Consider the following 23,798-nt stretch of genomic DNA (forward strand, 5'->3'; position numbering starts at 1 on the left):
CCCTCAGGGGCGTTCAAAAACCGCTCTGTCGGTCAGCGGAGCTCGTGGCGTTCGTCCGCAANTGTTCAGACCGCGCCGCACCCCTCAGGGGCGTTCAAAAACCGCTCTGTCGGTCAGCGGAGCTCGTGGCGTTCGTCCGCAAAGCCAACCGTGACGAGGTACCCGAGGAACTCGTCGAACCGCTCGATGTCGCTGGGCGTATCGGTCGCTAGATGACGCGCCCACTCGATAGCCCATTGGAAGGCGGGATCCGTGCCACCCTTGCCGTGAATATACCACCGCCGGGCCGCTTTCAGCACGACCAGCGGATTCGTCGGCGGATGTTCACCGGCGAGCCCACGGGTGATGGACTCGATTTCGTCGGGGACATCGGCGGGATCGATTTCCTCTGACTGCGTGTTGTCGATATCGACCGGGATCTCGTCGATCGAGACGTTGTCGGGACTCTGTTGGTGACTCACTGGAAGTCACCTCTGAGGGCTTTCGAAGGAGCCCTCGCCCTCTCTGGGGGCACGAAAAACAGGTCGCGAAGTCACGCCGGCGGGAGGTAGACGCTCTGCTCGCTGGCGGTCTCCTCAAGCTTGTTCTACGACGACCGAAACCTCGAGGAGTTCCGGACAGCATACGCGGAGATGCCACTCTACGGGAAGGCGATGGAGAACAAACGGCTCGTTGGCGTTGTTCTCGTATCGCTTGTCGTGATTGTCGGGCTCCTCGCCGGTGGCACGATCTGAGCCACCGGTCTTTCGCGGACTCGACTGTGATTTCTCGAGGGCGATGTCTGGAAGACGAGGGAATTGCACCCATGCCAAGCGGGCAGGCCTCTCGTGACGAGGTCATCAAATTCTTAGTCAGGAACGGAGAGGGTGGAGCTAATGGGAGATCGAGCCGGCACACGGTCAGGGTCGGAACGACGATCCGTGTCACGACAAATGGTCGGACTGATCGTCGCCGCCGGCATCCTCGTTGTCGGGATACTGCTGCCCACGCTCCCGTCGCTGTCCGTCGCAGAGCAACGGGCACTGGCGGTGTTTCTCTCAACACTCGTCCTCTGGCTTACTCGACCGGTTCCGTACGTAGTCTCGAGCCTGCTCAGCGTCGCGTTGCTGTTCGCGCTGGGGGTCGTCGACTCGTTCGACGTGGCGGCGACTGGCTTTACGTCGACGCTGGTATTCTTCCTCCTCTCGCTGCTGTTGCTCGGCGACGCCGTAACGAACGTCGGACTCGATCGTTGGCTGGCGCGTCGCCTGCTGAGCGCGGAGAGCACGCCGAGTCGGACGCTACAGTCGGTCTCCGGTAGCGTCCTCGCGCTGGCACTGGTGATGCCCTCCGCGATGGCGCGTGCAGTGACGTTCGTGCCGGTCGTGAAACGGTTTGCTGGGACGTTCGAACCGGACGGCGACGGCGAAGGCGGCTTCGAGCGGGCGGCGTTTCTCGTCCTCGGCCACGTCAACCCGATCGCGTCAATGGCGCTGATGACTGGTGGCGGAATGGCGCTGGTCACCTCCGAAATCGTCACGACCACAGTGGAACCGATCACGTGGGTCGACTGGGCGGTGTTAATGGTGCCGCCGACGATGGTGCTGTACGCCGCGGCGGCCGTTGCTGCCGGTCACTTTGCGGGCATCGGAAGCCAGACAACGGTCAGTGCGGGCGACAGCACACAGCTAGAGACGGCCGACGTGGGACTGCCACCGAGTGCAACGGGAACTGAGACGCCGCCTGCCGCCGACGCGGAAAAAGCTTCGCTGACTCGCGACCAGCGGCTCGTCGTGCTCGTCCTCTGTGGTACCATCGCGGGCTGGGTCGGTGGCTCGTTCGTCGGAATCCCGATGGTGCTACCGGCCGTCGCGGCGGTGACTGCCCTCTCGATGCCGTCCGTCGGCGTCATCACCACCGATGACATCGCGGAGACGAGCTGGGGGATCATCTTTCTCATCGGCGCGATGTTGTCGATCCTGGACGCGCTACAAGCGACCGGCGCGATCGAACTCGTCATCGGCGTGTTGACGCGACTGATCCCGTTTGCGGCACTGACGGACTGGCAGCTGGTCGCCGTGTTGGTCGGTCTCGCCGTCGGCATCCGAACCCTGTTCTCGACCGGTTCGGCGGCGATCGTGGTCACGCTCCCGATTATCCTCGAGTTGGCCGCTGCCTTCGAGATCAACCGGCTGTTTCTCGCCTTGACCGTATTGCTGGTCGTCGGCTCGACGACGATTCTGCCGTTCAACACGACGGCGGTGCTGGTGTCGATGGACCAGGGGCCGCTCTCGAATCGGGATATCGCCACGTTCGGGCTCGTGACGATGGCGCTGGCGGTCGTGGTCGCCGCCCTCTCATGGATGGTTTACTGGCCACTGGTGTCCTGACCGATCCGGACCACGTGAGCTATATATGTGCAGGCCGGTCTCTCCGCAAGAGGTGAGTTACTGATTCTCCGTGTCGAGTTTACGACCGTGCCGACGGGTGTCATGGCCAAGCTCCGCCGGGAACTGGACGACGTCCGAAGTATCGAACTCGACAACGCGTTCTACGTCGAGGACGGCACGTGGATCGAGTCGCTGACCGTCGCCTCGAGCGCCGCGTTCGACCCCGAAGCCGTCCTTGCGGACATCTCCGGTGTGTCGCTCTTCTACAGCAGCGAGATCCCGACCGCGTCCGACGACCTCGAGATCCGACGGCTCACGATACTGGCAACCGAGTCGTATCCGTTCATCCTGAGTCTGGTGTTGCGCCAGGAGACGATCCCGAACCGTATCGTCCTCCAGAACGGCGTCTTCGAGGTCGTCGTGACCGCACGCGACTGGGAACAGTTCCGCGCGATGGCCGACGAGGTCAAAGACACGCTCGGCGAGTTCGAACTCCTGTCGGTGACACAAAACGAGGAACCGGGCGAACCGCTCGACAGCGGCCGGCTGACCGAAGTCCTCGTCTCGAAGCTGACCGACGACCAACTGGCAGTCCTTGAGACGGCATACAACGAAGGCTACTTCGACATCCCTCGCGAGACGTCGGCGACGGACCTTGCCGACGAACTCGACATCGCACAGTCGACGGTGAGCGAGCGACTTCGAACTGCAGAGCGCACGCTGCTGGAACTCATCTACGGGCCGCGAGACTGACCCGGCTCGATCCGAGCCGAAATCGGCCAATACATCTGTCCCTACTTAAAGAATGATAGCTATCGTCGCTCATAGGGAGTAAATCGAACCTAGTAAGGTTACAACGTGGGGGTAGATGACACTGACAGAAGATCATGACAGACCGGCCACCGGGGGACGTGGCCGACTCACACGGCGCAGCTACATCGCCACGGCCGCCGCGGCGCTCGGGACGAGCGCGCTCGCGGGTTGTAGCGGGAGCCGCGGACAGAGCCTCGAGCCGGACGTACCCGATGGGGTTCCGGAGACAGTCGAAACGCAGTACTGGCGCGAGTGGGAGACCATCGATGCCGACTCGCCGCCACTCGATTACAGCGCGACCGCGGGTGCGGTGCTCGATCGGTTGCCCGTCGAGTTCTCGAGCGAGGACGATCCGTGGATGCGCGAGCACGCGTTGATGGTCAGACGCGGATTGAACGACCTGGGAATCGCCGTCACGCTCAATGACCGGCCGCTGAACCAGCTCTACGCCCAGAGCTGGGCGACGAAGGGGCTCGAGGCAGTAATCTCGATGAGCACGCACGGGCCCGATCCCCAGCGGGGACTCGATCCGAACCCGCTGTTGATGCGCCGAACCGCGGGCTCGCTCTCGAACTACGACAACTACTACCACCCCGAGCTACAGGAATTACTCACCGAACAGGCCCAGACGACCGATCGAGCCGAGCGTGAAGACCTCGTCGCACAGGCACAGGAGATCTTCGCTGAAGACGTCGGCGCGTTGATCACGCTGTTTCCCAACATCGTGACGGCAGTCAACAGGGAGCGGTGGTCCGGCTACGTGGAGACGCCGGGCAACGGTCCGACAATGGACTCGTTCGTCTGGACCGAAGTCAACCTCCAGCCGAAGACGGACAACCGCACCTACGTCAAGGGTGTCACGACGTCGATGAACTCGCTGAACCTGCCGTGGGCCGCTGGCGGCGCGGAGGCAAAGCGCCTCACGTTCATCTACGACGGCCTTTTCGATGCGACGCCTGACCTCGACGTCGTCCCCGCGCTGGCGACCGGCGGTGGCTTTGTCGACGACACGACCGTCGAGCTCGAGTTACGTGAGGGCGTCGACTGGCACGATGGCGAGCCGTTTACGGCCGAGGACGTGAAGTTCACCGTCGAACTCTACCAGGAATACACCTCCTCGAGTCAGGTGCCGTTCTACGAGCCGATCGAGTCCGTCGAGGTGCTTGGCGATCACGAGGTGCGGTTCAACCTGACGAATCCGGACGCCTCGTTTATGACCCAGCGGGTCGTCCGCAGCGTCATTATCCCGAAACACCGGTGGGAGGACGTGGACAACCCATCCCAGCACAACCCGGACGCCCCGGTCGGCACCGGCCCCTTCGAGTTCGAAAACTGGGAACAGGGGACGCGATTCTCGGCGTCGCGCAACGACGGCCACTGGATGTTCGACGACGACTGGCGGGCCGAGGCGCTGGGCGAGCAAGCCGAGCGCGGTCCCGGCATTGATCGCGTCATCTGGATCAACGTGAGCAACGTCGACGCGCTGATCGGCTCGCTTCAAAACGGCGCGATCGACGCCATCGGGACGACCCTCTCGACGCTGCAGGCCGAACGCGCGGCCAACACCGACGGCATCGAGCAAATGTCTGCCGGGAGCTACGCGCCGCTGGACGGGAAACTCATGTTCTCCTGTCCGCTCGTCCGTGACAAGGAATTCCGCGTCGCACTGGCAAAAGCAGTCGATTCGCAGAGGTTTGTCGATGATTTCCTACAGGGTGAAGCGACGGTGCCGTCCGGCGAGAACCCGATCTCGCCGCTCACGCAGTGGCACAACCCCGAGACGACCGCATACGAGATCGACATCGAGGACGCACGGATCATCCTCGAGCGAGCGGGCTACACCTGGGACGGCGACGACAACCTGCGCTTCCCGAACGGCGAGGCCTGGGGAGCATTCGTCGAGCGCATTCAACCCGAGAACACCCACAAACGACGCTCGGAACTTGACCAACCGGATTTCTCATGACCGTACGACCACCGATGACCCACACAGCCGACAGACGCCCGCGGCTCGCGCGGGATCGGATTCGAACCGAGGCGAACAGAGGCCCTGACCGTGCCACCGCTCGTGGCGAGCGTATGACAGCCAGCGGCTGCGACGCGATCGACGCGGGCACAATGCGGACGATAAACGAGACCGCAGTCACACCGGCGGAGGGAGACCGATGACGAAGTTCCAGCGGTTCCTGCTCAAGCGACTGGCGATCTCCGTCCTGTTGACGCTGGTCGCCGTCTCGGTCATCTTCGTCGTCCTGCGACTCCTGCCGGGAAGTCCCTTCGAGGCGCTCGTCACCTCGGGCAATCTCAATCAGGAGCAGATCACCGAGATCCGAGCGATGTACGGCCTCGATGAACCGATGTGGAGACAGTACGTCAACTATCTCACGAGCCTGCTGACCTTCCAGTTTGGCTACTCCATCCTGCGGAGTCAGCCGGTCTGGGCCGTCCTCGAGCCACGCCTGATCAACTCGCTGATCCTGCTGGTGCCGGCGCTGGTGACGACGGCGATCCTGAGCTCGCTGCTTGGCATGTACGCCGGCTGGAACCGGGGGAGCCGCCTCGAGAAATTTAGCATCGTCTCGACGACGCTGCTGCGCTCGACGCCAGTCTTCATCACGGCGATTTTCTTCATCATCGTCTTCGCGTACAACTTAGAGCTCGCCCCGGCACTTGGGATGCGATCGATCCGGGCGACGCCGGACGGCTACATAGAGACATTCGCCTCGCTGGATTTCCTGCATCACTACCTCCTGCCGTTTGCCGTCGCCGTCCTCTACTACAGCGGTGACTTCCTGTTGCTGGCCCGCAACGGCGTTGTCGAGAAGCGCGGCTCCGAGTTCCTCAAACTCCACCGCGCGAAGGGGCTCACCGAGATGGAGCAACTGGCCCGTGCGGGCCGGAACTCGATGCTGCCCATCCTGACGTACTTCACGCTGCGACTGGGGATGATCTTCCAGGGCCTGATCCTGCTCGAGGTGGTCTTTAGCTGGCCAGGGATCGGCCGCGAGTTGGTATTGGCGATCCAGCAGCAGGACTATCCGCTGGTGCAAGCCGCAGTCTTCATCATGGCGCTTGCGGTCATCCTCGCGAACCTCGCCGCGGACGTTCTCTATGCGTACTTCGATCCGACGGTCTCGGCCAGCGGGGGTGGGTCCGCATGAGTACTGGGACGGAGCGAGAAGCGGAGGTATACAAACGCGTCGACGCCGTGTGGACGACCGTTTGTGACCAGTTTGCGTTCCTGCGTCAGGATCGCCTGGCGTTTGGCGGGATGCTCGTCGTCGCGGCGTTCGTGTTCCTCGGGCTGTTCGGGCCATTTCTGGCTCCTCATGACCCGATCGAACATACCGTCCGCGGCGGCGACGGCTCCGTCTTTCGGCTGACGGCCCCGAGTGCGGAGGCGTTCTTCGGGACGACGTCGTACGGCAAGGACGTGCTGAGCCAGTTCCTCGCCGGCGCGCGGCCGACGCTAATCGTCGGCCTGTTCGGCGGGCTGGGAACGGGTGCTCTCGGCTTTACTGTCGGCGTCGTCAGCGGGTACTACGGCGGCTGGGTCGACGAGCTGTTGATGCGCCTGACCGACCTGACGTTCTCGCTGCCGTTCATGCCGATGGCGTTGCTGTTACTGACCTTCATGACGCCCAATATTTGGCTGATCACGGCGATCATCGCTGCCTTCCTCTGGAAGATGCCAGCACGCGTCGTCCGCTCGGAGGTGCTGTCAGTTCGCGAACGAACGTTCGTCAAGTCCGCCCGCGCCAGCGGCGCGAGCGACCTGCGGACGATGCTATACCACGTCGCACCGAACGTGTTGCCGATCGGCTTCCTCTATACTGCCTACGGTGTCGCGTGGGCGATCGCCGCGCAAGCGAGCCTCGCGTTCCTCGGCTTCGGCGACCCAACGATGACCAGCTGGGGACGGATGCTCCGGCAGGTGTTTGCCTCCGGGAACATGCGCGTCGCGTGGTGGTGGGTGTTGCCGCCCGCCGTCGGTATCGCTGCGATAACCACCTCGGTGTTCCTCATCGGCCGCGCCTACGAGGAAGTCATCAACCCCGAAATCCAGACAGACCAATGACGTTACTCGAAGTCGACAACCTGAAAGTCACGTACCAAACCGACGACGACCCAGTCCACGCCGTTAACGATGTCTCCTTTACCATCGACGAGGGCGTCAACTACGGCCTCGCCGGCGAGTCCGGCTCCGGAAAGTCCACCGTCGCGGAGGCGCTGTTGGGCCTACTCCCCGGTAACGGCACCGTCGAGCGCGGGACGATCGAATTCGACGGCAAAGACCTCACGTCCCTCTCGGCGGCCGAGCGTCGGGACGTTCTCTGGGAGGACATCGCCTACATCCCCCAAAGCGCGATGGACTCGCTTGATCCCGTGATGTCGACCGGCGATCAGATCGCACAGGCGATCCACACCCACCGCAACGTCACGGACACGAAAGCATGCGAGCGCGTCCGCGAGCTGTTCGAGATCGTCGGCCTCGACCCCAACCGGGTCGACGACTACCCCCACGAGTTCTCCGGCGGGATGCGCCAGCGGGTCACCATCGCGATGGCGCTTGCCCTCGAGCCGGATCTCATCATCGCCGACGAGCCGACGACCGGGCTGGATGTCATCGTCCAGGACAAGATCATCGACAAGATCCTCGAGATCCAAGAGCGGATGGACAGTTCGTTGCTGTTGATTACCCACGAGATCGGCGTCATCGCCGAGACCTGCGATGAGCTGTCGATCCTCTACGGCGGAAAAGTGATGGAACAGGGCAGCGTCGACAACGTGTTGGTCAATCCGACCAACCCCTACACGATGGGACTGAAGAACTCCTTCCCGGAAATCGACGAGGAGGATGAAGACCCCGTCGCGATCCCGGGCTCGCCGCCGAACCTGAACGGCGAGCCAACATCCTGCGTGTTTCAGGACCGGTGTCCGTTCGCTACCGACGAGTGCGGGGAGTCCCATCCTGACCCGGTCGAGCTCCCCAACCGGAATCACCGATCGGCCTGCCACCGCGTCAAGGAGTCCGCACAGATGCGGCAGGCGGCCGACGACCCGGAGACGTGGGACATCCCCGACGACGGGGACTCTGAGTCCGACCGCGGCGAAGTCATCCTCGAAACGGACGCCCTCGAGAAACACTACGAGCAGAGTCAGTCGCTGCTGAGCAAGGTCCGCGGCGAGGACCCCGATCACGTGAAGGCTGTTGACGGCATCTCGCTGTCGGTGCGTCGCTCGGAGGTTCTCGGTGTTGCCGGCGAGAGTGGTTGCGGGAAGTCGACGCTTGGCGAGACCATGGCCTTACTCGAGGAGCCGACCGGCGGCGAGTTGGTGTTCGACGGGGAACCCTACGAGTACTATCAGGACGGCAATCAACGGGAGTTCCGCCGGAAGATGCAGATCATCTTCCAGGACCCGTTCGACTCGCTGAACCCGCGCCAGACCGTCCGCAAGCTGGTCGGCGAGCCGCTGACGATCCACGATTACCGCACCGACGAGAAAGAGCAGGCAATCGTCGAGACGTTAGAGAAAGTGGGGCTGACCCCCGCCGAGGAGTACCTCGATCAGTACCCTCACGAACTCTCCGGCGGCCAGCGCCAGCGCGTGGCGGTCGCCAAGGCGCTCGTGCTCGATCCGGACTTCCTGATCTGTGACGAGCCGGCGTCGATGCTCGACGTCTCCCTGAAGGTCAACCTGCTGAACCTGCTGCGGGGACTGGCCGACACCGAGGACATCGGAATCGTCTACATCTCACACGACCTCGCGAGCCTGGTCCAGGTCTCCGACCGCCTGGCTGTTATGTACCTCGGTCGGGTCATCGAGGAGGGCGACGTCAACCATATTGCGACCCAGCCGAGCCATCCCTACACGGCGTCGCTGCTATCGGCTGCCCCTGAGAAGGACCCAACGGCCGATCGGACGCGCGTCCTGCTCGAGGGCGAGCCGCCGGACCCGGTCGATCTCCCCTCGGGCTGTGCGTTCGCTCCCCGCTGTCCGAAAGCACAGGAGTCGTGCTGGGAGTCCGAGCCAGCTATCGACGAGACGGGCGACGAGCGCCACCAAGCGGCGTGTTACTTCCCGGAGGGCGATGACGATCCGACGACGGTAGACACGTCCGCGACGGACAGTGACGGGGCCTCGTCGATAAACGCCGACTCGATAGGTGACTGATTCCATGGCCGGCCTCGAGACGACGACGCTGTCAATCGTCGACGCGGTCTATCCGACGCCGCTCGCAGCTGTCGTCGGTGTCGATGTCCCGACGAGCCTCGTGGCCGCCGTCGGGATCGGGACGCTCTTGGTGTTGCTGATCCTGTCGGGGTTTTTCTCTTCGGCGGAGATCGCGATGTTCTCGCTGGCCCACCACCGCATCGAGGCACTCGTCGAAGACGGCGTGTCCGGTGCTGAGACGGTTCAGGCACTGAAAGACGACCCCCACCGGCTGCTGGTGACGATCCTCGTTGGCAACAATCTCGTCAACATCGCGATGTCGTCGATCGCGACGGGGCTGCTCGCGATGTACGTCGGACAGGGCGAGGCGGTGCTGGCCGCCACGTTCGGGGTGACGGCCGTCGTGTTGCTGTTCGGCGAGAGCGCACCGAAATCGTACGCCATCGAGAACACGGAGTCGTGGGCGCTTGCAGTCGCTGGCCCGCTCCGACTCTCGAAGTGCGTGCTGTATCCGCTGGTCGTGACCTTCGATCGGTTAACCAGGCTGGTCAATCGCCTGACCGGCGGCGACACCGCCGTCGAGTCGTCGTACGTGACCCGCGACGAGATCCGTGAACTGATTCGAACCGGCGAGAACGAAGGGATCATCGAGGCCGACGAACGCGAGATGCTCCAGCGCGTGTTCCGGTTCAACGACACCATCGCCAAGGAGGTGATGACTCCACGGCTGGACGTAACGGCCGTCCCCCGAACGGCGACGGTTGACGATGCCGTCGCGAAGTGCGTCGAAAGCGGCCACACCCGCCTCCCGGTCTACGAGGGCGGCCTCGATACCGTCGTCGGCGTTGTCGAACTGAGTGATCTCGTCCGAAGTTATCGGAACGGCGATCCCGCAGGAGACGGCTCGCTCGAGGCCCACATCGAGGAGACGCTGCACGTCCCGGAGAGTAAACAGGTCGACGAACTGTTCCGGGAGATGCGCCACGAGCGCGTCGGCCAGGTCGTCGTCATTGACGAGTTCGGCACGACAGAAGGGATCGTCACGACCGAGGATATCGTCGAGGCGGTCGTCGGCGAGACACTGGACACCCAGGAGGAAGAACCCATTGAGACGATCGACCAGCGGACGATTCGAGTCGATGGCGAAGTGAACATCGAAGACGTCAACGACGTTATCGGCGTCGAGCTTCCCGAAGGCGAGGAGTTCGAGACGATCGCCGGCTTCGTGTTCAACCGCGCCGGCCGTCTGGTCGAACCCGGCGAGACGTTCGAATACGACGGCGTCGAGTTGACGGTCGAGCGCGTCGATAACACGCGTCTCAAGCGCGTGCGGATCGTCGAACCTTCCCCTTCACCGTCCGAAGAATCGTCCGTGGCCGCCTCGAGTTCGTGATTCGACCGCTAGTCGTTCGACATGACCGCCACGACCGGCCGGTCGGCCTCGAGCAGTACGGACTGGGTCGTGCTGCCGAACAGAGCCTTTCCGGTCGGGGATCGCTTCCGGCCGCCAACGACGATGTACTCGGCGTCGTGTTCTGCCGCGGCGTCGACGATCGACGCGACTGGATCACCGACGCGGCCGAGTGTCGAAACCGATTCGTGATCGATGTCCTCGAGCGTCTGCATGGCGACTTCGTTCGCCACAGTGGCCGCTGCATCGGCGCGCTGTGACTTGCTGTACCCCTGGAGATCAGAGACACGCTCGACCGTCTCCTTGCGGGACTCGAAAGCGTCCTGTGAAACGACATGGAGGACGAAAAGTGTTGTTTCGTACGCTGAAGCCAGTTCGTACCCCGTCTCGAGGACGGGATCGCGTTCGGTCGTCGCATCCACCGCGGCAAGTATCGACATACAGTTGCGTTTGGAACCACATATTGTAAACCCTCGGCCAAATAGAGGGGGGGGAGGGGGTCGTGTTTAGTTTGTCGCATTGTGCCAGACAGCGAAGGCCTGAAGCCACGATTCTACTGTTGACGGTTTTGCGTGACTAAAGCAGTTTGAAAACGAAGAGGTACGACGTTTTAGCTCTTGAAAGATACGTTCAGCAGCGTTCCGATTTCCATGTTTTTCGTATCGAAATCCTCTGCTTGGTCGATGTGGAAGTCCACCGACACAGTGAGTTGCCAGAGGTCGAAGGTGAGACGGACGAGTTGGGTTTCGCCATCGTCGAGTTCGACGTGTCCGACTTCGTGCTGGCGGTCGTGCTCCTCGATCTCGGCCTGCTGTTCGTCGGTGAGTTCGCCCCATCTTGCGCCTGTGTCCCATGGGTTCCAGCTGAATAGTGCGGTCACCTCATCAAGCCACTCTTCAACCTGTTCCGTGTAGAACCGGGCTTCCTCGATGTCGCGTTTCTCGGGCGTTTCGCCGCGCCGTAGCGCGCCTTTAATGGACGCGGTCAGTTCGGCGAGTTGGGCGGCATCACTGCGAGTGGACTCGCCGGGGTGGCGGAGTGCTTCAACGAGCCGGTCACGAGCGAGGGATTCGGTCTTCTCGGGATCGACATCCTCGCGGGTCATCGGTAGTCACCCGAGAGTTCTGCATCACCGGAGATGTAGCAGTCGGCGCACGGGAAGCCTTCGTCAAGCTTCGCGCACTCGTCGCAGGTGTCTTCATCGGTCGGTTCGATCGCCGTGCCGAAATCTGAAACCCGGCGGATGTCTTCATTGACATGGGTTCTTCAATCGCCTTGGGGAACTCGGCCCGCCTGTTCCAGCAGGCGGGCGTTCCTTCGACCGTCACGCCCCACGAGGCCGGGCTTCCTCCGTACCTTCTGCTATATAGCATATGGTGATAAAGGTTTGGCCTCCTGCTTGGAGGCAGAAGGCTGAAAGGGAATGCTTCCGACTTAGAGAGCAATGGGCGAAGACCGGGAAAGGAACGAAGGCGGGCAATTTGTGCCCGAACACACCGATGAGGACGTACTCAACGCAGTGCGGGAATACGAGCCCGCAGGAACAAAAGAAGTGGCTGACGAGCTCGGCATCGCCCGGCAGAGTGCGGACTATCGCCTTCGGCGGCTTCTTGATGAGGGGCAAGTCTCGAAAAAGAAAGTCGGGAATTCTCTGGTCTGGTCGGCCGAAGAGGATTAACCGAGAGCGACATGGCGAAGGAGAAGGACGAAGACACCGACCGAGACCCCGAGACCAAAGAGCGAATCGACAAGCGTTGGCGGGAGAAGGCCGAACTCAGCCGAGACTACAAAGACGCCCGCGATGAGTTGACAGACAACCCGAGGGACGATCCGTGGGGCTACACGGAACTTCCGGCCCGCAACCCCGCGGAGAACGTCATCCCGCCGCTGTGGGAGCGGATTCGCTCGAACGCGCTCACCGTCAGCCAATCACGCAAGCGGTTGGGTGAGGCGTACCGGCGTCGGTGAGGCATCGAGACGGACTTCCGCGTGATCAAGGAGGACTTCCTCGCCAACTGTGGATCGCGGAATCCGGCTCTACGAGCGTTTTACTTCAATTTTCGCCGCGCCGAGGAGACTGGCGAATACCTGAGTAAGGGGAAGCAGGTTACAACAACTGATAAGACAGAACAGGCATTTGGTCGGGTCCGCTGGGATCGGTGCGCCACAAGACCGACACTCGGTATCCGTTTCCGTTGGTGTCTCTGGATATCCAGTCGTCGCCATCGCGATTCGCTGTCGATCAGGTTCACGGTCAACGCACTCGCTGAGTCCTCCAGATGGGATATGAGAGGCTTCGCCGGTCGGACGGAGCTCTTCAAAGTCAGAATCTCGATCAGTCATTGATTGGGTAATGGGTTGTATTGTCCCACAGCTCGGTGCAGGTCCAGTTCAATAGAGAAGATCTGAAAATGAGATCACTGAGACGCTATTGCTGGCGGAGTCCTGCTTCTCGAGCTTCACGGTTGCTGGCACAGTGGATGCACGCTGGCAAATCACCATCAACAGAGAAAACCCGGAAATAGTTCTCGGTGACGTGAGAGCCACAGCCATCACATTCTGGCATTATCCAAACCAATGTTGGCACTCCAATAAATATCTTGTTCTAATGCTTGTGTGATCTTCCCCAATACCATCCACTCTAAATGTGATTGACTCTTTTCTGCGCTTCAATAAAGTGTCCACAGTCTTCACAACGGGTTTTGACTGCGTTGGTGGCAACCCGCTCGTTGCACTCGGGACACGAACCGGTTCTTGAGTCGGGCTGGATGTCTTCGTCGAACGTTATCTGGTAGATCTCTCTGAGAGTCATGATGTTCACGAGGGGCAATGAGCAACTCCAACTGCCCCTCACCCCACTTGTGGGGCACAGAAACCGCTCGATCAGTAGACAGTAGCAGGGTTCTTTGTGAAACTCGCGGTAAGTACAGGTGAAAGCGTTACCGGAGCAGCTACCTACCTCTCGGATCGGCGTCAGAAACAACCTGCTGAATATAGAGGATGAGTTCAGCAAATGCCATCCTCTTTTTTATCCTATCGAATTTCTCTCTAGAAGATATGTCAATCGGTGAAAGTTGCGAGAGAGGTTCGAAAACTGAACCAGAACGAATACTTAGCATCTTATGAATTGCTAAATGGAAGTATGAAACCATCACCAAACAATGATTTCACACAACAAAGAGATGACCGTTCAGACGACGTGTCGATCGCCCGTCGAAGTGTTCTGCGGGCGGGTGCTGGCTTGGCAACAACTGCCGTAGGCATTACAGCACTCAGCGGACAAGTCGCCGCACACTTCCCCACTGGTCTCGAGGTCGATATCAAGCCAGGAAGTGAGAAGAACCCGATTAACCCGAACAGCCATGGGACCATTCCGGTCGCTGTCCTACAGACGGACGAGTTCGATCCGACGAGTGAGGCTGTCAGGTATCGGTTTGGAGCCCCTGACGTCGTCGCAGAGGGGGGCGGCGCACGCCCGGCACACGGCGGCCATATTGAAGACGTAGACGGAGACGGGCAAGACGATCTCGTGCTTCACTTCCCGACAGACGAAACCAGGTTCGACGGTGATGAGTCCGAGGGCCGACTCGAGTGGGAGCGAACCGAGGAGGGCGCCCATGGATTGGCCGGGACAGATACAGTCACGATCGTAGGCAGAGGCCCCCAATAATCTCCGCCTGCACTGACCGATTGTCGTTTCGAGGTTAAGTGGAGTACTCGTGCTGAATACAGAGCGCGGGCCATGTTTAGACGCTGCTCAGTTGCCGTCTTGACCGGGATTATGTGGAGGTGAGTGGGGAAGCGGCGAGTATGCCATCTCAACTCTCCCGGTTTACCGACCGATGTGTCGATTTGTCTCCAGAACGCTGTCACTGGCGACCCAGCACCGGCGGTCAGGAAAGGTAACGGCGGCTATGCTGACTGGGAGATTGTCTCCATTCACTGCCTTCGAGAGTACCTGAACCAGCCCTACCGCCGGTTGCTCGATATTCTGCACGAGATGCCCAGAATCGCCGCGAAACTCGACCTTGTGGTGGATCAGCTTACTGGATTTCACAACTGGCTGTACACGGAAACAGGATCTCACAATGCGGATCTGGCGGGTATTGCTGCGGCTGNTGTGGTGGATCAGCTTACTGGATTTCACAACTGGCTGTACACGGAAACAGGATCTCACAATGCGGATCTGGCGGGTATTGCTGCGGCTGTCTGTCTCGCTGCACGAGCTCGGCGACGTTCAGGCGATCGACGCAACCGGCTTCAAACGCCATCAAGCCAGCCGTCACTACGTTCTTCGCGTTGGCTACAACTTTGACGATATCAAGACGACAGCGCTCGTCGATTGCGATACCAGTGTCATCCTCGACATTCATTGCCCGATGAAACAGCCGCACGATACACAAATTGGACGACAGGTACTCACGAGAAACCTCACCCAGCTCGCCACAATTACCGCCGACAAAAGCTACGACTGGGACGCGCTCCGGCACGAACTCAGGGATACTGGAATCTGCCCGGTGATCAAACATCGAGAGTTCTACGCACTCGACAAAGCACACAACGCTCGCCACGACGAGAACGTCTATCACCGTCGGTCGATTGTCGAAGCGGTTTTCTTCGCACTGAAACATCGGGTCGGCGAGACGTTGCGGGCTAGAACGTGGTTTGGCCAGTTCAGAGAACTCGTCCTAAAGGCCGCCGTCAGAAACATCGAGCAAGCTGTGAGGCCCTAACACCACTGATCTTACGCGTCTAAACAAGGCCCACAGCGCGTATCGGTCAGCGTCATCAGCACTGTTTCACGATCAAACCATACTCGTCTCAGCGGCGGGTGCGTGAACCCCCGCAACATTTGAACGTCGCGGGAGACGACACGCTCGATGCCCTCCATCATCGATAAAACCGTGTTCGGCGACCCCTCCAGAGGTCTTGCACTGGTCTACCTCTGTGGCGCACTTCTGCTGGCCGGGCAGCAGGGGTACTACGTCATTGTAGAAGGGGCGACACCATTCTATGCTGGACTGTTTCTGATCGCCGGGATGGCCCTCTCCGGCATTGCCGAGTCCCTGCCGAAACCTCGACGACGGGCAGCCGGCGTCTTGCGACTCACGACACTCGTCGTGCTGGTGAGCATGTTCGTAATTATGATCGTTACACCCGAACTCCTCATCAACTGAGCGCGGTGATCGATTCGAACTCACTGCTACCAACCGAATGTGTTCTTGAGGAGGTTCCGCTACGACTGCTGACAATTCACGGGGTGAATCTACCGTATCAGCCCCACGGTTTCTGACAGAGTTCCGCCAGTCTGTGAGTACACCGCTGCACGTACAGCGCTTATTTAGAAATTTGAGGGGGACTACATCTAACCTTTTCAGCGAACAGCCGCTTCAGTCGTACTCTGGCGAATAGAACGCGCTCGCCATGCTGCATCCATGCTCTCTATTCAGCAGGCGGTTTTTAACATAGTTCGGATAGATCGATAGCCACTTCGGTAACTGCTTGGCCTGTACTTACCGATTCGGGGAGCAAAGCAAGAATCGAGATCGCTTCTGATCTCGATTAGTCGATGTACTGTACTACCCACTCACGGCGATCCTCGATCGCTTGCTCTCCCTCGTCTGTGATCGCGTAGTAGTTTGTGCGCCTATCGAGTTGTCCTTTCTCGACAAGATCCTTGTTCACGACCGTATCGAGATTGGGATACAGCCGACCATGATTGATCTCTGAACTGTAGTACTGCTCGATCTCGTCTTTGACGTCCTGTCCAGATGGCTGGTCAGCGCCCACGATCACGTATAGCAGGTCTCGTTGGAATCCTGTGAGGTCGTCCATGGCCCAGCCATTCAGGTGAGATGATATTTGTTATTCTATCCGTACGTAGATGTAAGCAGATCCAACTAGTCAGATCTTATACCACTAGCCGGTTCTTCTCCCTTCCACGGGCACCTGAGCTGTGGTCATGATGAAACGACACTCAACGGGGTCTGCCCTACCACGCACGCTCAGCGGTCGCAATCGTCTCACTCCGAATTCGAGAGTAGCTCACCGACGTACTGAGCCTCACACTCACGCCGGGCCTCAAGTTCGCGTTGACCACGCGCTGTGATCGTGTAGTAGTTCGTTCGTTTGTCGGCCTCACCTTTCTCGACGAGTCCTTTGTCGACGACATCATCGAGGTTGGGATACAGGCGTCCGTGGTTGATTTCGTTCTCGTAGTACCCCTCGAGTTCGTCTTTGATCGCGAGACCATGTGGCTCGTCCCGGCCGGCGATCACATACAAGATATCACGCTGAAATGCAGTGAGATCGTACATATTCGAATGCGGGTATATTGAGTAATGAAGGTTCCGAGACCAAGTGATACCTTAGAATTTTCTTATATGTTGAAAATATGAGAACGACGAGACAGACTTATACACGGTCTGCGCCGAACAGGGGCCCAGGTACGGACGGGTATTCAGGGCGGTGACTGAGAACCGATGGGCGACAGCGCGGTGTTAGGGTTCCTCAAGCAATGACCTGACCCGTTGCACGTAGCTGTTTGCATCCCAGCTGCGGGCATCGCTGATCTCGTCGAGAATAGCGCGAGCATCGGCAGCTGACAGCTGTTCGGTGCGAACGAGTACCGAGAGCAGCGTCGGCGTTGTGACGAGCCGCGTATCGGCGAGCGAGGCGTGGACCAGACCGAGTTGGGTGAACTCATCACAGAGCGACAGTGTGGCGTCGAGGTCATTCGCGAGGGTGACAGCAGCGTTTTCGCCGTCATCAAGCGGAAATTCGGCATCGAGGTCGACCGATCGTGCCTCAAACGTCCCAGTTCGGTCGAGGACGGTCGTTGAAGCCCGACCGTGTACATCATCATAGGAGGCGATCTCTCGGAGTTCCTCAATGACCACTGTTGGGACGATGACCTCGTAGCAGGACAGACAGAGTTCGAGTGGATCGGGATCGTCGTCAGCAACGACCCCAAGACTCACGAGGGCAGAGGCGTCAGCGATGAGCGTCGACATTTATGCGTCGGCGACCTCGTCGATGAAGTCCTCGTCCAGCTGCTGTTTCAACACTCGGAGGTTCGCCGCCTCTTCGGCACCGACGAGTGCTTTGAGTTGCTCGAAGGAAATCTCGTCGTCGTAGTAGGCAGCCGCGATTTCCTGCGTGAGCGCGTCATCATGGGCCGCCTCTTGGAGGTACTCTCGCAGCGCAGTCACGAGGACATCCGTCCGGTCTTCCCCGAGGACATCTGCGAGGGCGTCGGTCCGGTCGATAAGCCGGTGGGGCGCCCGGAACTGAACGCGCTTTTTGTCGCTACTCATTATGTGTACATTGTGAGCCAGCCCACTTAGCATTTATTGTGTGTACAATGTGAGCTACGCTTCCCTCACGTCGACGATCGGTCGACCGATCGTCAGTCAGATACGATATGCTTCTCGAGATCACATGTCCAGTAGGTAGCTGGCCCACCGGGACTACATCGCGCACACAGCTGTAGCGCTCCCTCGAGATGGCCGAGTTCGACGCGGAATCGCGTGAGGGCTGCAAGCGCGTCGACGACGAGCCCACAGCCGTCGCAGGCGTGGTGATTTCTCTTATCCGGACCTGGCCGTATCTGGATAGCACAATCGACACAGATCAGGCGACTGACTCGCTCGTCTTTCCTCCAAGTGAATACAGAATTAGACAGCTCGTATAATTCAGATAAGTATACATCAATTGTAGTTGAATCTGCTACTGGATATCAAAATAAGATTGCAACCATGATGCAACGTGGTTCCAAGAAGGAGCACTAATTAATGATATCAAATCACGGGTCATAACGCTCATTGCTGATAACTATCCTAATGTTCGATCACGGGTCTGGTTGAACCGTTATACGATGAACAGGTACAATACCACGGCCCTCAGGCCGTGGATACGCGCCGTCACTCAGTGACACATTCCACCGATATCGACAGGGCTGGATATTCCACGCTAACTGATTACTNCCACGGCCCTCAGGCCGTGGATACGCGCCGTCACTCAGTGACACATTCCACCGATATCGACAGGGCTGGATATTCCACGCTAACTGATTACTGTAACCTCCCCTATTATTTCACCATAACTACTTTATTACTATAGTCGCAATATATTGATGAGTAACGATGGACTCATACCTAGTCTATTATACGTTTGAGAAATCGTGGTCAAGCGAAGAACTCGAACAATTATTCTCGCACCTTGATGCAACATATAGCGTTCAATTGGGTTCAAAAGGTCTGGACCAGCCAGAGTCACATGACATTGATGAATATATAGGTGAGATTAAGGGAGATTTAGGCTATTTTAGAATAGATCATGGCGGTAATCTATTCAGCATGATGTTTAATGATAAGATGGAACCAGCTGTCGGTCTGCCGAATATTATGATCCGAATTCAGGATCACATGGTTCATAGACTAGAAAACGAAAGCGAAGACGAAGCTGTCTCTCGTTTCAATGAGGTCTATTCGTTCCTTGCCGATTTCTACGAGAAACTGGTTGAAATCAGCTGTGAACCAGTCTATGTCTATGGACTGAATTTTGGTGAATGTGATAGCGTTGGCGATCCAGATCATACGCGTCATATAAGCCGTGACCAGCTTCTGGCTGGCGAAATGCCGGGTATCTACTGGTTCCAAATTGTTCCTCCCGAAATTGTCAAACGAATGGGTGTCGATCAATTCCTCTCAGCGCCAGCCTATCGAGTTGAACAGTTAGCCGATGCCGCTGTCTTCCTTGCCGTTGATCAAGGTATAAATGACGGACTGTTTGAACATTCGACAAAAGACGTCTCCGAATATTTTGGACTCGAGTGGGAGCCATGACAGACGGCTTTCGAAGGAATAGCATGAATGACACCCAAGATAGCGACCCACTCGAGAAAGAAACCAAGCACGAGCGTCGCAACGCGGTAGAAACCCAGCACGGAATTGAAACGGTTGGGGAGCGTTCAGGAGTCGGGAGGGAGTAAGTACGGCCTGTTGCCGACCCCATTCAGCGATAATCAGAGTCTTGAGCAGGGGTCGCCGATGCAGATTGCGTATCACGTCCCGACCGGTTCGTTCATTCTGACTCCCGTCGACGCCTACACTCATGTTCACCTACATGTGATTTATTATGGTACAGTACGAACCATCCCATATGACCCCAGAAGTTGAAGAAACGAAGGTTAGCTCTCGAGGTGGTGTCACAGTTCCCTCGTCTGTTCGTAACCAACTCGGAATTGAAGGGGGTGACAAACTCCGCTGGCATCTCGATGGCGATGGAGATCTCCGAATCGGGGTTGTACACCAGCAGGAGGGAGTATTCGATAGCGTCGAACCCATCGATATGGGTGAGACAAACGCAGTAGACATCAAAGAGGAATTCGGAAGCGAATGACAGCAGTCGTCGATACCAGCGTTCTATTCGCACATCGGAGCGAACATGATGAGTATCATGAACAGGCTCGAGAGATTATCCAAAGTCGACCACGGACAGTTACCGAACTTCCACATCACAGACCACGTCCTCGCCGAAACCCTGAATCTGATTCTCAATAAGGGGAATCATCAGAAAGCGACGCAGACGATGGACCTGCTGATCAAAGGAAGTCACTTCCAGCTACAACACACACCGAAAACGGACTTCAATTCGACTCAGGCACTCTTTCGCCGCTATTCGTATCTGTCATTCATCGATGCAACGATTGTAGCGTACATGCAGCGGACGGGTATCGAGTATCTCTATTCGTTTGACGACGATTTTGACTCGATGGAGGGCGTGACGCGGATCAATTCTGCCATCGATCCGCGGTAGTGATCGGTCTCTTGTGAGCGTGATCTATAGTAGGATCCATGAGATCACCTACTGCAGGAACGTCACCGACGACGTGCAGGCCACGAGGTCTCTCTCGAGTTCGAGGACAATTACCACCACAGCTTGGGCGACTCTATACTAACGTTCAACGCTCTTGTGTAGCACTTTGTTGAGTTCGCGGCGTCGCTTTGATAGCGTGTTTAAGCGCTTCTCTCTCTGGTTTCCGCAGTAGCTTTCGTCGAAGTTGGAACGCTCGGAGATACTGTGTGAGCTTATCTTCTGAAATGCCTCGATGAGGTGAGAGCCACGGTCGCAGCGGCGATTCGTGGCTCTCGCAGGTATTGACGTGAGCGTCATCGTCCACATATTCGCGGTCGACTTCGTCGTTCTCGTCGAGTGGGTCGTAGGCACGAAATCCGTCAGTGTAGACGGTCACAGTGGCTCCTTCTCGCGTTTTGAGAAGGAGCCACTGTGACCGTCAATTTGTCGGCTGATTTCGCAGGGATCTGGTGCTGATTGCCGGTGCTGCAATCGCCGATCGACTCGGCCGCCTGTTTTGGTGACCCAGACTCGACTGCCAGTTCGGTCAGGAGATCACGCTCCTCGAGCAGATAGCGTACCTGCGACCGATTCAGCGTACGGAGTTCGCGCTCGACCTCGAACAGCGAATCGGAGTTCTCGACGATCGTCTCGAGGTCCTCCTCGTCGATGTCATCGGGAAGCACCGCTCCGCATGCAGTCGAGTTCTGGTGCTCGGACAGTTTCGTCCGGCGGTAGAACAGCCGCCCGCACCCGTCGCACTCGAGATCGGCCTCGGCCTCGAGGACCGCCGGCTCCCTGTTGTGGTCACTCTCGCAGTGATCACGAACGGCTGCTTCGTCGACGTACTTCCGGCCACACCAGCCACACCAGACGCGGTCAGTGTCACCATCGGTCTCTTTCTGGACATCGTCGCCGGCGTCGCCAGCGTCTTCGTCCGCGGCGTCCTCCTCGAGGGCGACGTCTTGCTCTGCCTCTGACTCAGAGTCGACATCACTGGTGGGTGTGTCGTCCTCGGTGGAGGTACCGTTCTCGTCGCTTCCGTCTTCGCCGTTCTCCGTTTCGTGGACGCCGTGTTTGACCATTCGGCGGTAGACAGCACCGTAGCCAACCTCGAATCGGTCGGCCGCGGCACTGATGTTGCCATCCGCCTCGTCGTACGCGAGCTGGAGATCTTCGGTCGACGTGTGATCCAGCAGGTCCTCGTCCGTCTCGTCGATGTCCTCGTCTTTCCCGTCTTCTTCGTCTTCCCCGCCGGTCCGATCGCAGCCTGGATCGTCGGTCGTCTTGGGTTCGCCCTCCTGAACGTCGTCGGTGTCGGTGAGCGAGAGGTCGCCGTCGACGGGAACGGTCATCGTCACCTGTCCGCGGATCTGCTCTTTGCTGACCTCGAGCAGTTGTGCGCTGTCGGGCTCGATCGCGGTTTCGCCGAGCGCGTCGATGACGTCGGCGAGACGCCGCAGGCCATCGGCATCGGCGGTCATCGGTTACCCCCTTCCGTTCCAGTGGTAGCCTCCGCGTCGACGTAGCAGGGGATTCCACCCTCGTCGCGCTGTAGGAAACTGACCTCGGACAGCGGGACGATCTCGGCCTTGCCGTAGTCGTTGAGGTGGGTCTCGAAGACGCCCTCGTACTCTCCCGACAGCAAGTTCCCTTCGTGGTGGAACTCGCCGTCGAGGAACACGACCGTTGAGTACTCTGGCCACGGGTCAGTGAGCATCACGAAGACGGTCGCCTTGTTGACCGTGAGACGATCGCCGTCGTGGTATTCGCCTGCCTCGAAGACGGCGACGCTATTCCAGCCGAGCATCCCCGTGAGGCTGTCAACGGTACGAGCGGGACAGCTGTCCCACTGTTCAGTGCCGTCCTCGACGGTACCGCCGTCGGTCGCAACCTCGTAGTCGCCGGCGTCCTCGAGCTTCTCGGCTGCCTTGTCCAGGTCGTCAAGCGTGACCATCGACCCGTCGGCTCGGATGGCCTCCTTGACCGCTTGGTTCGTCAGCTCCTGGATCTCCGCTTCCGTCTTGGCGTCGTACCGCTCGGCGAGCCGATCGGGCTCGAGGCCGCGACCGATCTCCATGCGGGTCTCGGCGAGTCGCTCCTGCCAGCATTCTTCGACAGTTGTCACGCCCCGTCACCCCCGTTCTCGTGAACAGTCTCCGGCGTCTCCCGAAGGTAGCCACGGGCGGGGCAGTAGATCTCGCCGTAGGCGTGCATCCAGTCGATGGTCTCGAACACCACACTGAACGAGACCTCACTCTCCTCGAGGACTTCGTCGACGACGTCGCCGATCGGCGCTCCGTGCTTGCCCTCGTCGTCGAGGTCGTCAACCTGCTTGAGGACGATCTCGTCGGTCGTCTCGAGCTGGCCGCCGTCGGCCATGAGGTCCTTGCTTTCTTCGGCCTCGGTTTCGGTCTCTCTCCCGACGAGGTCTTTCCCGCAGTTCTGGCAGCGGTACCCCGCATCTGGATCCTCGCCGCAGACGGGGCAGACCTCAGACATCGCGACCACCTCTGTCGGCCTCGAGTTCATCCGCGAGAGCGCGCAGCGCTCCGGCTGGCGTGTCGGAGCCGAGCGTCACGTCGACGCCGTCGGCCGTCGCGGTCCACCGAACAACCTCTTCGTCGCCCTCACGCGTCAGCGACTCCTCGAGGGTGACGTTGATCGACTCGAGATCGATCGAGGGCGTCATCGCGAATCGCCTCCGTTGATCCGCTCGTCTTGCCACCCGAGATCGTCTTCGAGGAACGCCCGTGCTGTCTCGGTGATCGCGTAGTTGTTCGTCCGCTTGTCGAGTTCGCTTTTCTCGACCAACTCGAGATCGCAGAGTTCGTCGAGGTTCGGGTAGAGGCGGCCGTGGTTGACATCGACCCCGTAGTAGTCTTCGAGTTCGCTCTTGATCGCAAGTCCGTAGCGACTGTCCTCGGCGAGGATCTCGAGGATTCGGGTCTGGAACTTCGTCAGTTCGCGGCGGAGCTGATGGGTGTCTGCTTTCGAGAGCGAGACACGCCCGCCGTCGGGGAGTGCGATCTTCTTGCCGGACGGAGGACGGCTGTCGGTGGAGCGTTCAGGGCTCGAGTCTTCGGCAGCGTCGGCTGTGGTCTTCTGGCCGTCGGAACGGCCGGTGATTCGTCTATCAGTGGGGTAATCGTTTTTAACCCCGGAGTTCT

General features: G+C 59.3%; 28 protein-coding genes and 4 pseudogenes. 16 read left to right on the forward strand and 16 right to left on the reverse strand.

Annotated elements, in window-relative coordinates:
• Window positions 1-113 precede the first annotated feature (113 nt).
• The gene (locus C486_RS02010; RefSeq protein WP_008452472.1) at window positions 114-461 is read right to left on the reverse strand and encodes a hypothetical protein; all 348 of its coding nucleotides are present in this window, start codon (window positions 459-461) and stop codon (window positions 114-116) included.
• A gap of 120 nt (window positions 462-581) precedes the next feature.
• Here C486_RS02010 and C486_RS19825 point away from each other — a divergent pair, with 120 nt between their 5' ends.
• The 8 genes from C486_RS19825 (at window position 582) to C486_RS02045 (ending at window position 10,752) form a co-directional block, all read left to right on the forward strand.
• Complete coding sequence (locus tag C486_RS19825; protein ID WP_008452475.1) at window positions 582-734, forward strand: hypothetical protein; 153 nt, start codon at window positions 582-584, stop codon at window positions 732-734.
• A 198-nt stretch (window positions 735-932) separates the two neighbouring features.
• A complete protein-coding gene (locus C486_RS02015; protein WP_008452477.1) occupies window positions 933-2,369 on the forward strand; it encodes an SLC13 family permease in 1,437 nt (478 codons plus the stop codon).
• Window positions 2,370-2,471: 102 nt separating this feature from the next.
• The gene (locus C486_RS02020) at window positions 2,472-3,122 is read left to right on the forward strand and encodes a helix-turn-helix domain-containing protein (protein WP_008452479.1); all 651 of its coding nucleotides are present in this window, start codon (window positions 2,472-2,474) and stop codon (window positions 3,120-3,122) included.
• Window positions 3,123-3,306: 184 nt separating this feature from the next.
• Window positions 3,307-5,148, forward strand: a complete 1,842-nt coding sequence (locus C486_RS02025; RefSeq protein ID WP_193787465.1) for an ABC transporter substrate-binding protein — start codon at window positions 3,307-3,309, stop codon at window positions 5,146-5,148.
• Between the two features lie 199 nt (window positions 5,149-5,347).
• Window positions 5,348-6,343 (forward strand): ABC transporter permease, encoded by a 996-nt coding sequence (locus tag C486_RS02030; RefSeq protein WP_008452482.1) that lies wholly within the window; start codon window positions 5,348-5,350, stop codon window positions 6,341-6,343.
• Window positions 6,340-7,260: an ABC transporter permease gene (locus tag C486_RS02035; protein ID WP_008452484.1), complete on the forward strand. Its 921-nt coding sequence runs from the start codon at window positions 6,340-6,342 to the stop codon at window positions 7,258-7,260. Before C486_RS02030 ends, C486_RS02035 begins: the two co-directional genes overlap by 4 nt.
• Window positions 7,257-9,359 carry a dipeptide ABC transporter ATP-binding protein gene (locus tag C486_RS02040; protein WP_008452485.1) on the forward strand — a complete coding sequence of 701 codons (2,103 nt, stop codon included), beginning with the start codon at window positions 7,257-7,259 and terminating at the stop codon, window positions 9,357-9,359. Before C486_RS02035 ends, C486_RS02040 begins: the two co-directional genes overlap by 4 nt.
• A gap of 4 nt (window positions 9,360-9,363) precedes the next feature.
• Window positions 9,364-10,752 carry a hemolysin family protein gene (locus tag C486_RS02045; protein ID WP_008452487.1) on the forward strand — a complete coding sequence of 463 codons (1,389 nt, stop codon included), beginning with the start codon at window positions 9,364-9,366 and terminating at the stop codon, window positions 10,750-10,752.
• 8 nt (window positions 10,753-10,760) lie between these two features.
• On the opposite strand, the gene C486_RS02050 is transcribed toward C486_RS02045, so the two are convergent.
• The 3 genes and pseudogenes from C486_RS02050 to C486_RS02055 form a co-directional block, all read right to left on the reverse strand.
• Window positions 10,761-11,210, reverse strand: a complete 450-nt coding sequence (locus C486_RS02050) for a universal stress protein (RefSeq protein WP_187290115.1) — start codon at window positions 11,208-11,210, stop codon at window positions 10,761-10,763.
• A gap of 66 nt (window positions 11,211-11,276) precedes the next feature.
• Window positions 11,277-11,438, reverse strand: a pseudogene (locus C486_RS19830) (IS6 family transposase); the annotation flags it as partial.
• Window positions 11,381-11,875 (reverse strand): hypothetical protein, encoded by a 495-nt coding sequence (locus tag C486_RS02055; RefSeq protein ID WP_008452491.1) that lies wholly within the window; start codon window positions 11,873-11,875, stop codon window positions 11,381-11,383. The gene C486_RS02055 and the pseudogene C486_RS19830, both read right to left, overlap by 58 nt.
• A gap of 339 nt (window positions 11,876-12,214) precedes the next feature.
• On the opposite strand from C486_RS02055, the gene C486_RS02060 reads away from it, so the two are divergent.
• Complete coding sequence (locus tag C486_RS02060) at window positions 12,215-12,448, forward strand: winged helix-turn-helix domain-containing protein (protein ID WP_008452493.1); 234 nt, start codon at window positions 12,215-12,217, stop codon at window positions 12,446-12,448.
• An 11-nt stretch (window positions 12,449-12,459) separates the two neighbouring features.
• A complete protein-coding gene (locus tag C486_RS02065) occupies window positions 12,460-12,738 on the forward strand; it encodes a hypothetical protein (RefSeq protein ID WP_008452495.1) in 279 nt (92 codons plus the stop codon).
• Between the two features lie 153 nt (window positions 12,739-12,891).
• Here C486_RS02065 and C486_RS22125 read toward each other — a convergent pair.
• Together C486_RS22125 and C486_RS22910 are read right to left on the reverse strand one after the other, a co-directional pair.
• Window positions 12,892-13,113 (reverse strand): annotated as a pseudogene (locus C486_RS22125) (hypothetical protein); the annotation flags it as partial.
• Window positions 13,114-13,198: 85 nt separating this feature from the next.
• Window positions 13,199-13,336, reverse strand: coding sequence for a DUF7563 family protein (locus C486_RS22910; RefSeq protein WP_014864337.1), 138 nt, complete (start codon window positions 13,334-13,336; stop codon window positions 13,199-13,201).
• Window positions 13,337-13,912: 576 nt separating this feature from the next.
• On the opposite strand from C486_RS22910, the gene C486_RS19845 reads away from it, so the two are divergent.
• The 3 genes and pseudogenes from C486_RS19845 to C486_RS02080 all read left to right on the forward strand — a co-directional run bounded on the left by C486_RS19845 (window position 13,913) and on the right by C486_RS02080 (window position 15,947).
• Entirely contained in the window at window positions 13,913-14,440 is a 528-nt protein-coding gene (locus C486_RS19845; protein WP_014864335.1) for a hypothetical protein, read from the forward strand.
• 140 nt (window positions 14,441-14,580) lie between these two features.
• Window positions 14,581-15,503, forward strand: a pseudogene (locus C486_RS19850) (IS5 family transposase).
• Between the two features lie 147 nt (window positions 15,504-15,650).
• On the forward strand, window positions 15,651-15,947 hold the full coding sequence (locus tag C486_RS02080; RefSeq protein ID WP_008452501.1) for a hypothetical protein: 297 nt from the start codon (window positions 15,651-15,653) through the stop codon (window positions 15,945-15,947).
• A gap of 385 nt (window positions 15,948-16,332) precedes the next feature.
• Here the strand turns inward: C486_RS02080 and C486_RS02085 are convergent, their stop codons facing one another.
• From C486_RS02085 to C486_RS22130, 5 genes are all read right to left on the reverse strand, one after another.
• Window positions 16,333-16,605, reverse strand: coding sequence for a PadR family transcriptional regulator (locus C486_RS02085; protein WP_008452503.1), 273 nt, complete (start codon window positions 16,603-16,605; stop codon window positions 16,333-16,335).
• Between the two features lie 188 nt (window positions 16,606-16,793).
• Window positions 16,794-17,087 (reverse strand): PadR family transcriptional regulator, encoded by a 294-nt coding sequence (locus C486_RS02090; protein ID WP_008452505.1) that lies wholly within the window; start codon window positions 17,085-17,087, stop codon window positions 16,794-16,796.
• Window positions 17,088-17,270: 183 nt separating this feature from the next.
• Window positions 17,271-17,783, reverse strand: a complete 513-nt coding sequence (locus C486_RS02095; protein ID WP_049910045.1) for a hypothetical protein — start codon at window positions 17,781-17,783, stop codon at window positions 17,271-17,273.
• Window positions 17,784-18,086 carry a hypothetical protein gene (locus C486_RS02100; protein WP_008452507.1) on the reverse strand — a complete coding sequence of 101 codons (303 nt, stop codon included), beginning with the start codon at window positions 18,084-18,086 and terminating at the stop codon, window positions 17,784-17,786.
• Window positions 18,087-18,178: 92 nt separating this feature from the next.
• Entirely contained in the window at window positions 18,179-18,484 is a 306-nt protein-coding gene (locus C486_RS22130) for a DUF7558 family protein (protein ID WP_083865985.1), read from the reverse strand.
• A 430-nt stretch (window positions 18,485-18,914) separates the two neighbouring features.
• Here C486_RS22130 and C486_RS20740 point away from each other — a divergent pair, with 430 nt between their 5' ends.
• The 3 genes from C486_RS20740 (at window position 18,915) to C486_RS02115 (ending at window position 20,589) form a co-directional block, all read left to right on the forward strand.
• Window positions 18,915-19,616 carry a hypothetical protein gene (locus C486_RS20740; RefSeq protein ID WP_152419103.1) on the forward strand — a complete coding sequence of 234 codons (702 nt, stop codon included), beginning with the start codon at window positions 18,915-18,917 and terminating at the stop codon, window positions 19,614-19,616.
• Window positions 19,617-19,932: 316 nt separating this feature from the next.
• Window positions 19,933-20,172, forward strand: coding sequence for an AbrB/MazE/SpoVT family DNA-binding domain-containing protein (locus tag C486_RS19860; RefSeq protein ID WP_152419104.1), 240 nt, complete (start codon window positions 19,933-19,935; stop codon window positions 20,170-20,172).
• A gap of 48 nt (window positions 20,173-20,220) precedes the next feature.
• Window positions 20,221-20,589: a type II toxin-antitoxin system VapC family toxin gene (locus tag C486_RS02115; RefSeq protein ID WP_206536963.1), complete on the forward strand. Its 369-nt coding sequence runs from the start codon at window positions 20,221-20,223 to the stop codon at window positions 20,587-20,589.
• A 145-nt stretch (window positions 20,590-20,734) separates the two neighbouring features.
• Here C486_RS02115 and C486_RS19865 read toward each other — a convergent pair.
• From C486_RS19865 to C486_RS22015, 5 genes and pseudogenes are all read right to left on the reverse strand, one after another.
• Window positions 20,735-21,128, reverse strand: a pseudogene (locus C486_RS19865) (IS1595 family transposase); the annotation flags it as partial.
• Window positions 21,129-22,108: 980 nt separating this feature from the next.
• Window positions 22,109-22,756 (reverse strand): hypothetical protein, encoded by a 648-nt coding sequence (locus C486_RS02125; protein WP_152419105.1) that lies wholly within the window; start codon window positions 22,754-22,756, stop codon window positions 22,109-22,111.
• Window positions 22,753-23,130 (reverse strand): hypothetical protein, encoded by a 378-nt coding sequence (locus C486_RS02130; RefSeq protein ID WP_049910046.1) that lies wholly within the window; start codon window positions 23,128-23,130, stop codon window positions 22,753-22,755. Before C486_RS02130 ends, C486_RS02125 begins: the two co-directional genes overlap by 4 nt.
• Window positions 23,123-23,320 (reverse strand): hypothetical protein, encoded by a 198-nt coding sequence (locus C486_RS02135; RefSeq protein ID WP_008452520.1) that lies wholly within the window; start codon window positions 23,318-23,320, stop codon window positions 23,123-23,125. Before C486_RS02135 ends, C486_RS02130 begins: the two co-directional genes overlap by 8 nt.
• The gene (locus tag C486_RS22015) at window positions 23,317-23,658 is read right to left on the reverse strand and encodes a PadR family transcriptional regulator (protein WP_338042862.1); all 342 of its coding nucleotides are present in this window, start codon (window positions 23,656-23,658) and stop codon (window positions 23,317-23,319) included. The genes C486_RS02135 and C486_RS22015 overlap by 4 nt, the downstream gene beginning before the upstream one ends.
• Window positions 23,659-23,798: the final 140 nt, after the last annotated feature.

The sequence above is a fragment of the Natrinema gari JCM 14663 genome (assembly GCF_000337175.1).
Lineage (GTDB): Archaea > Halobacteriota > Halobacteria > Halobacteriales > Natrialbaceae > Natrinema > Natrinema gari.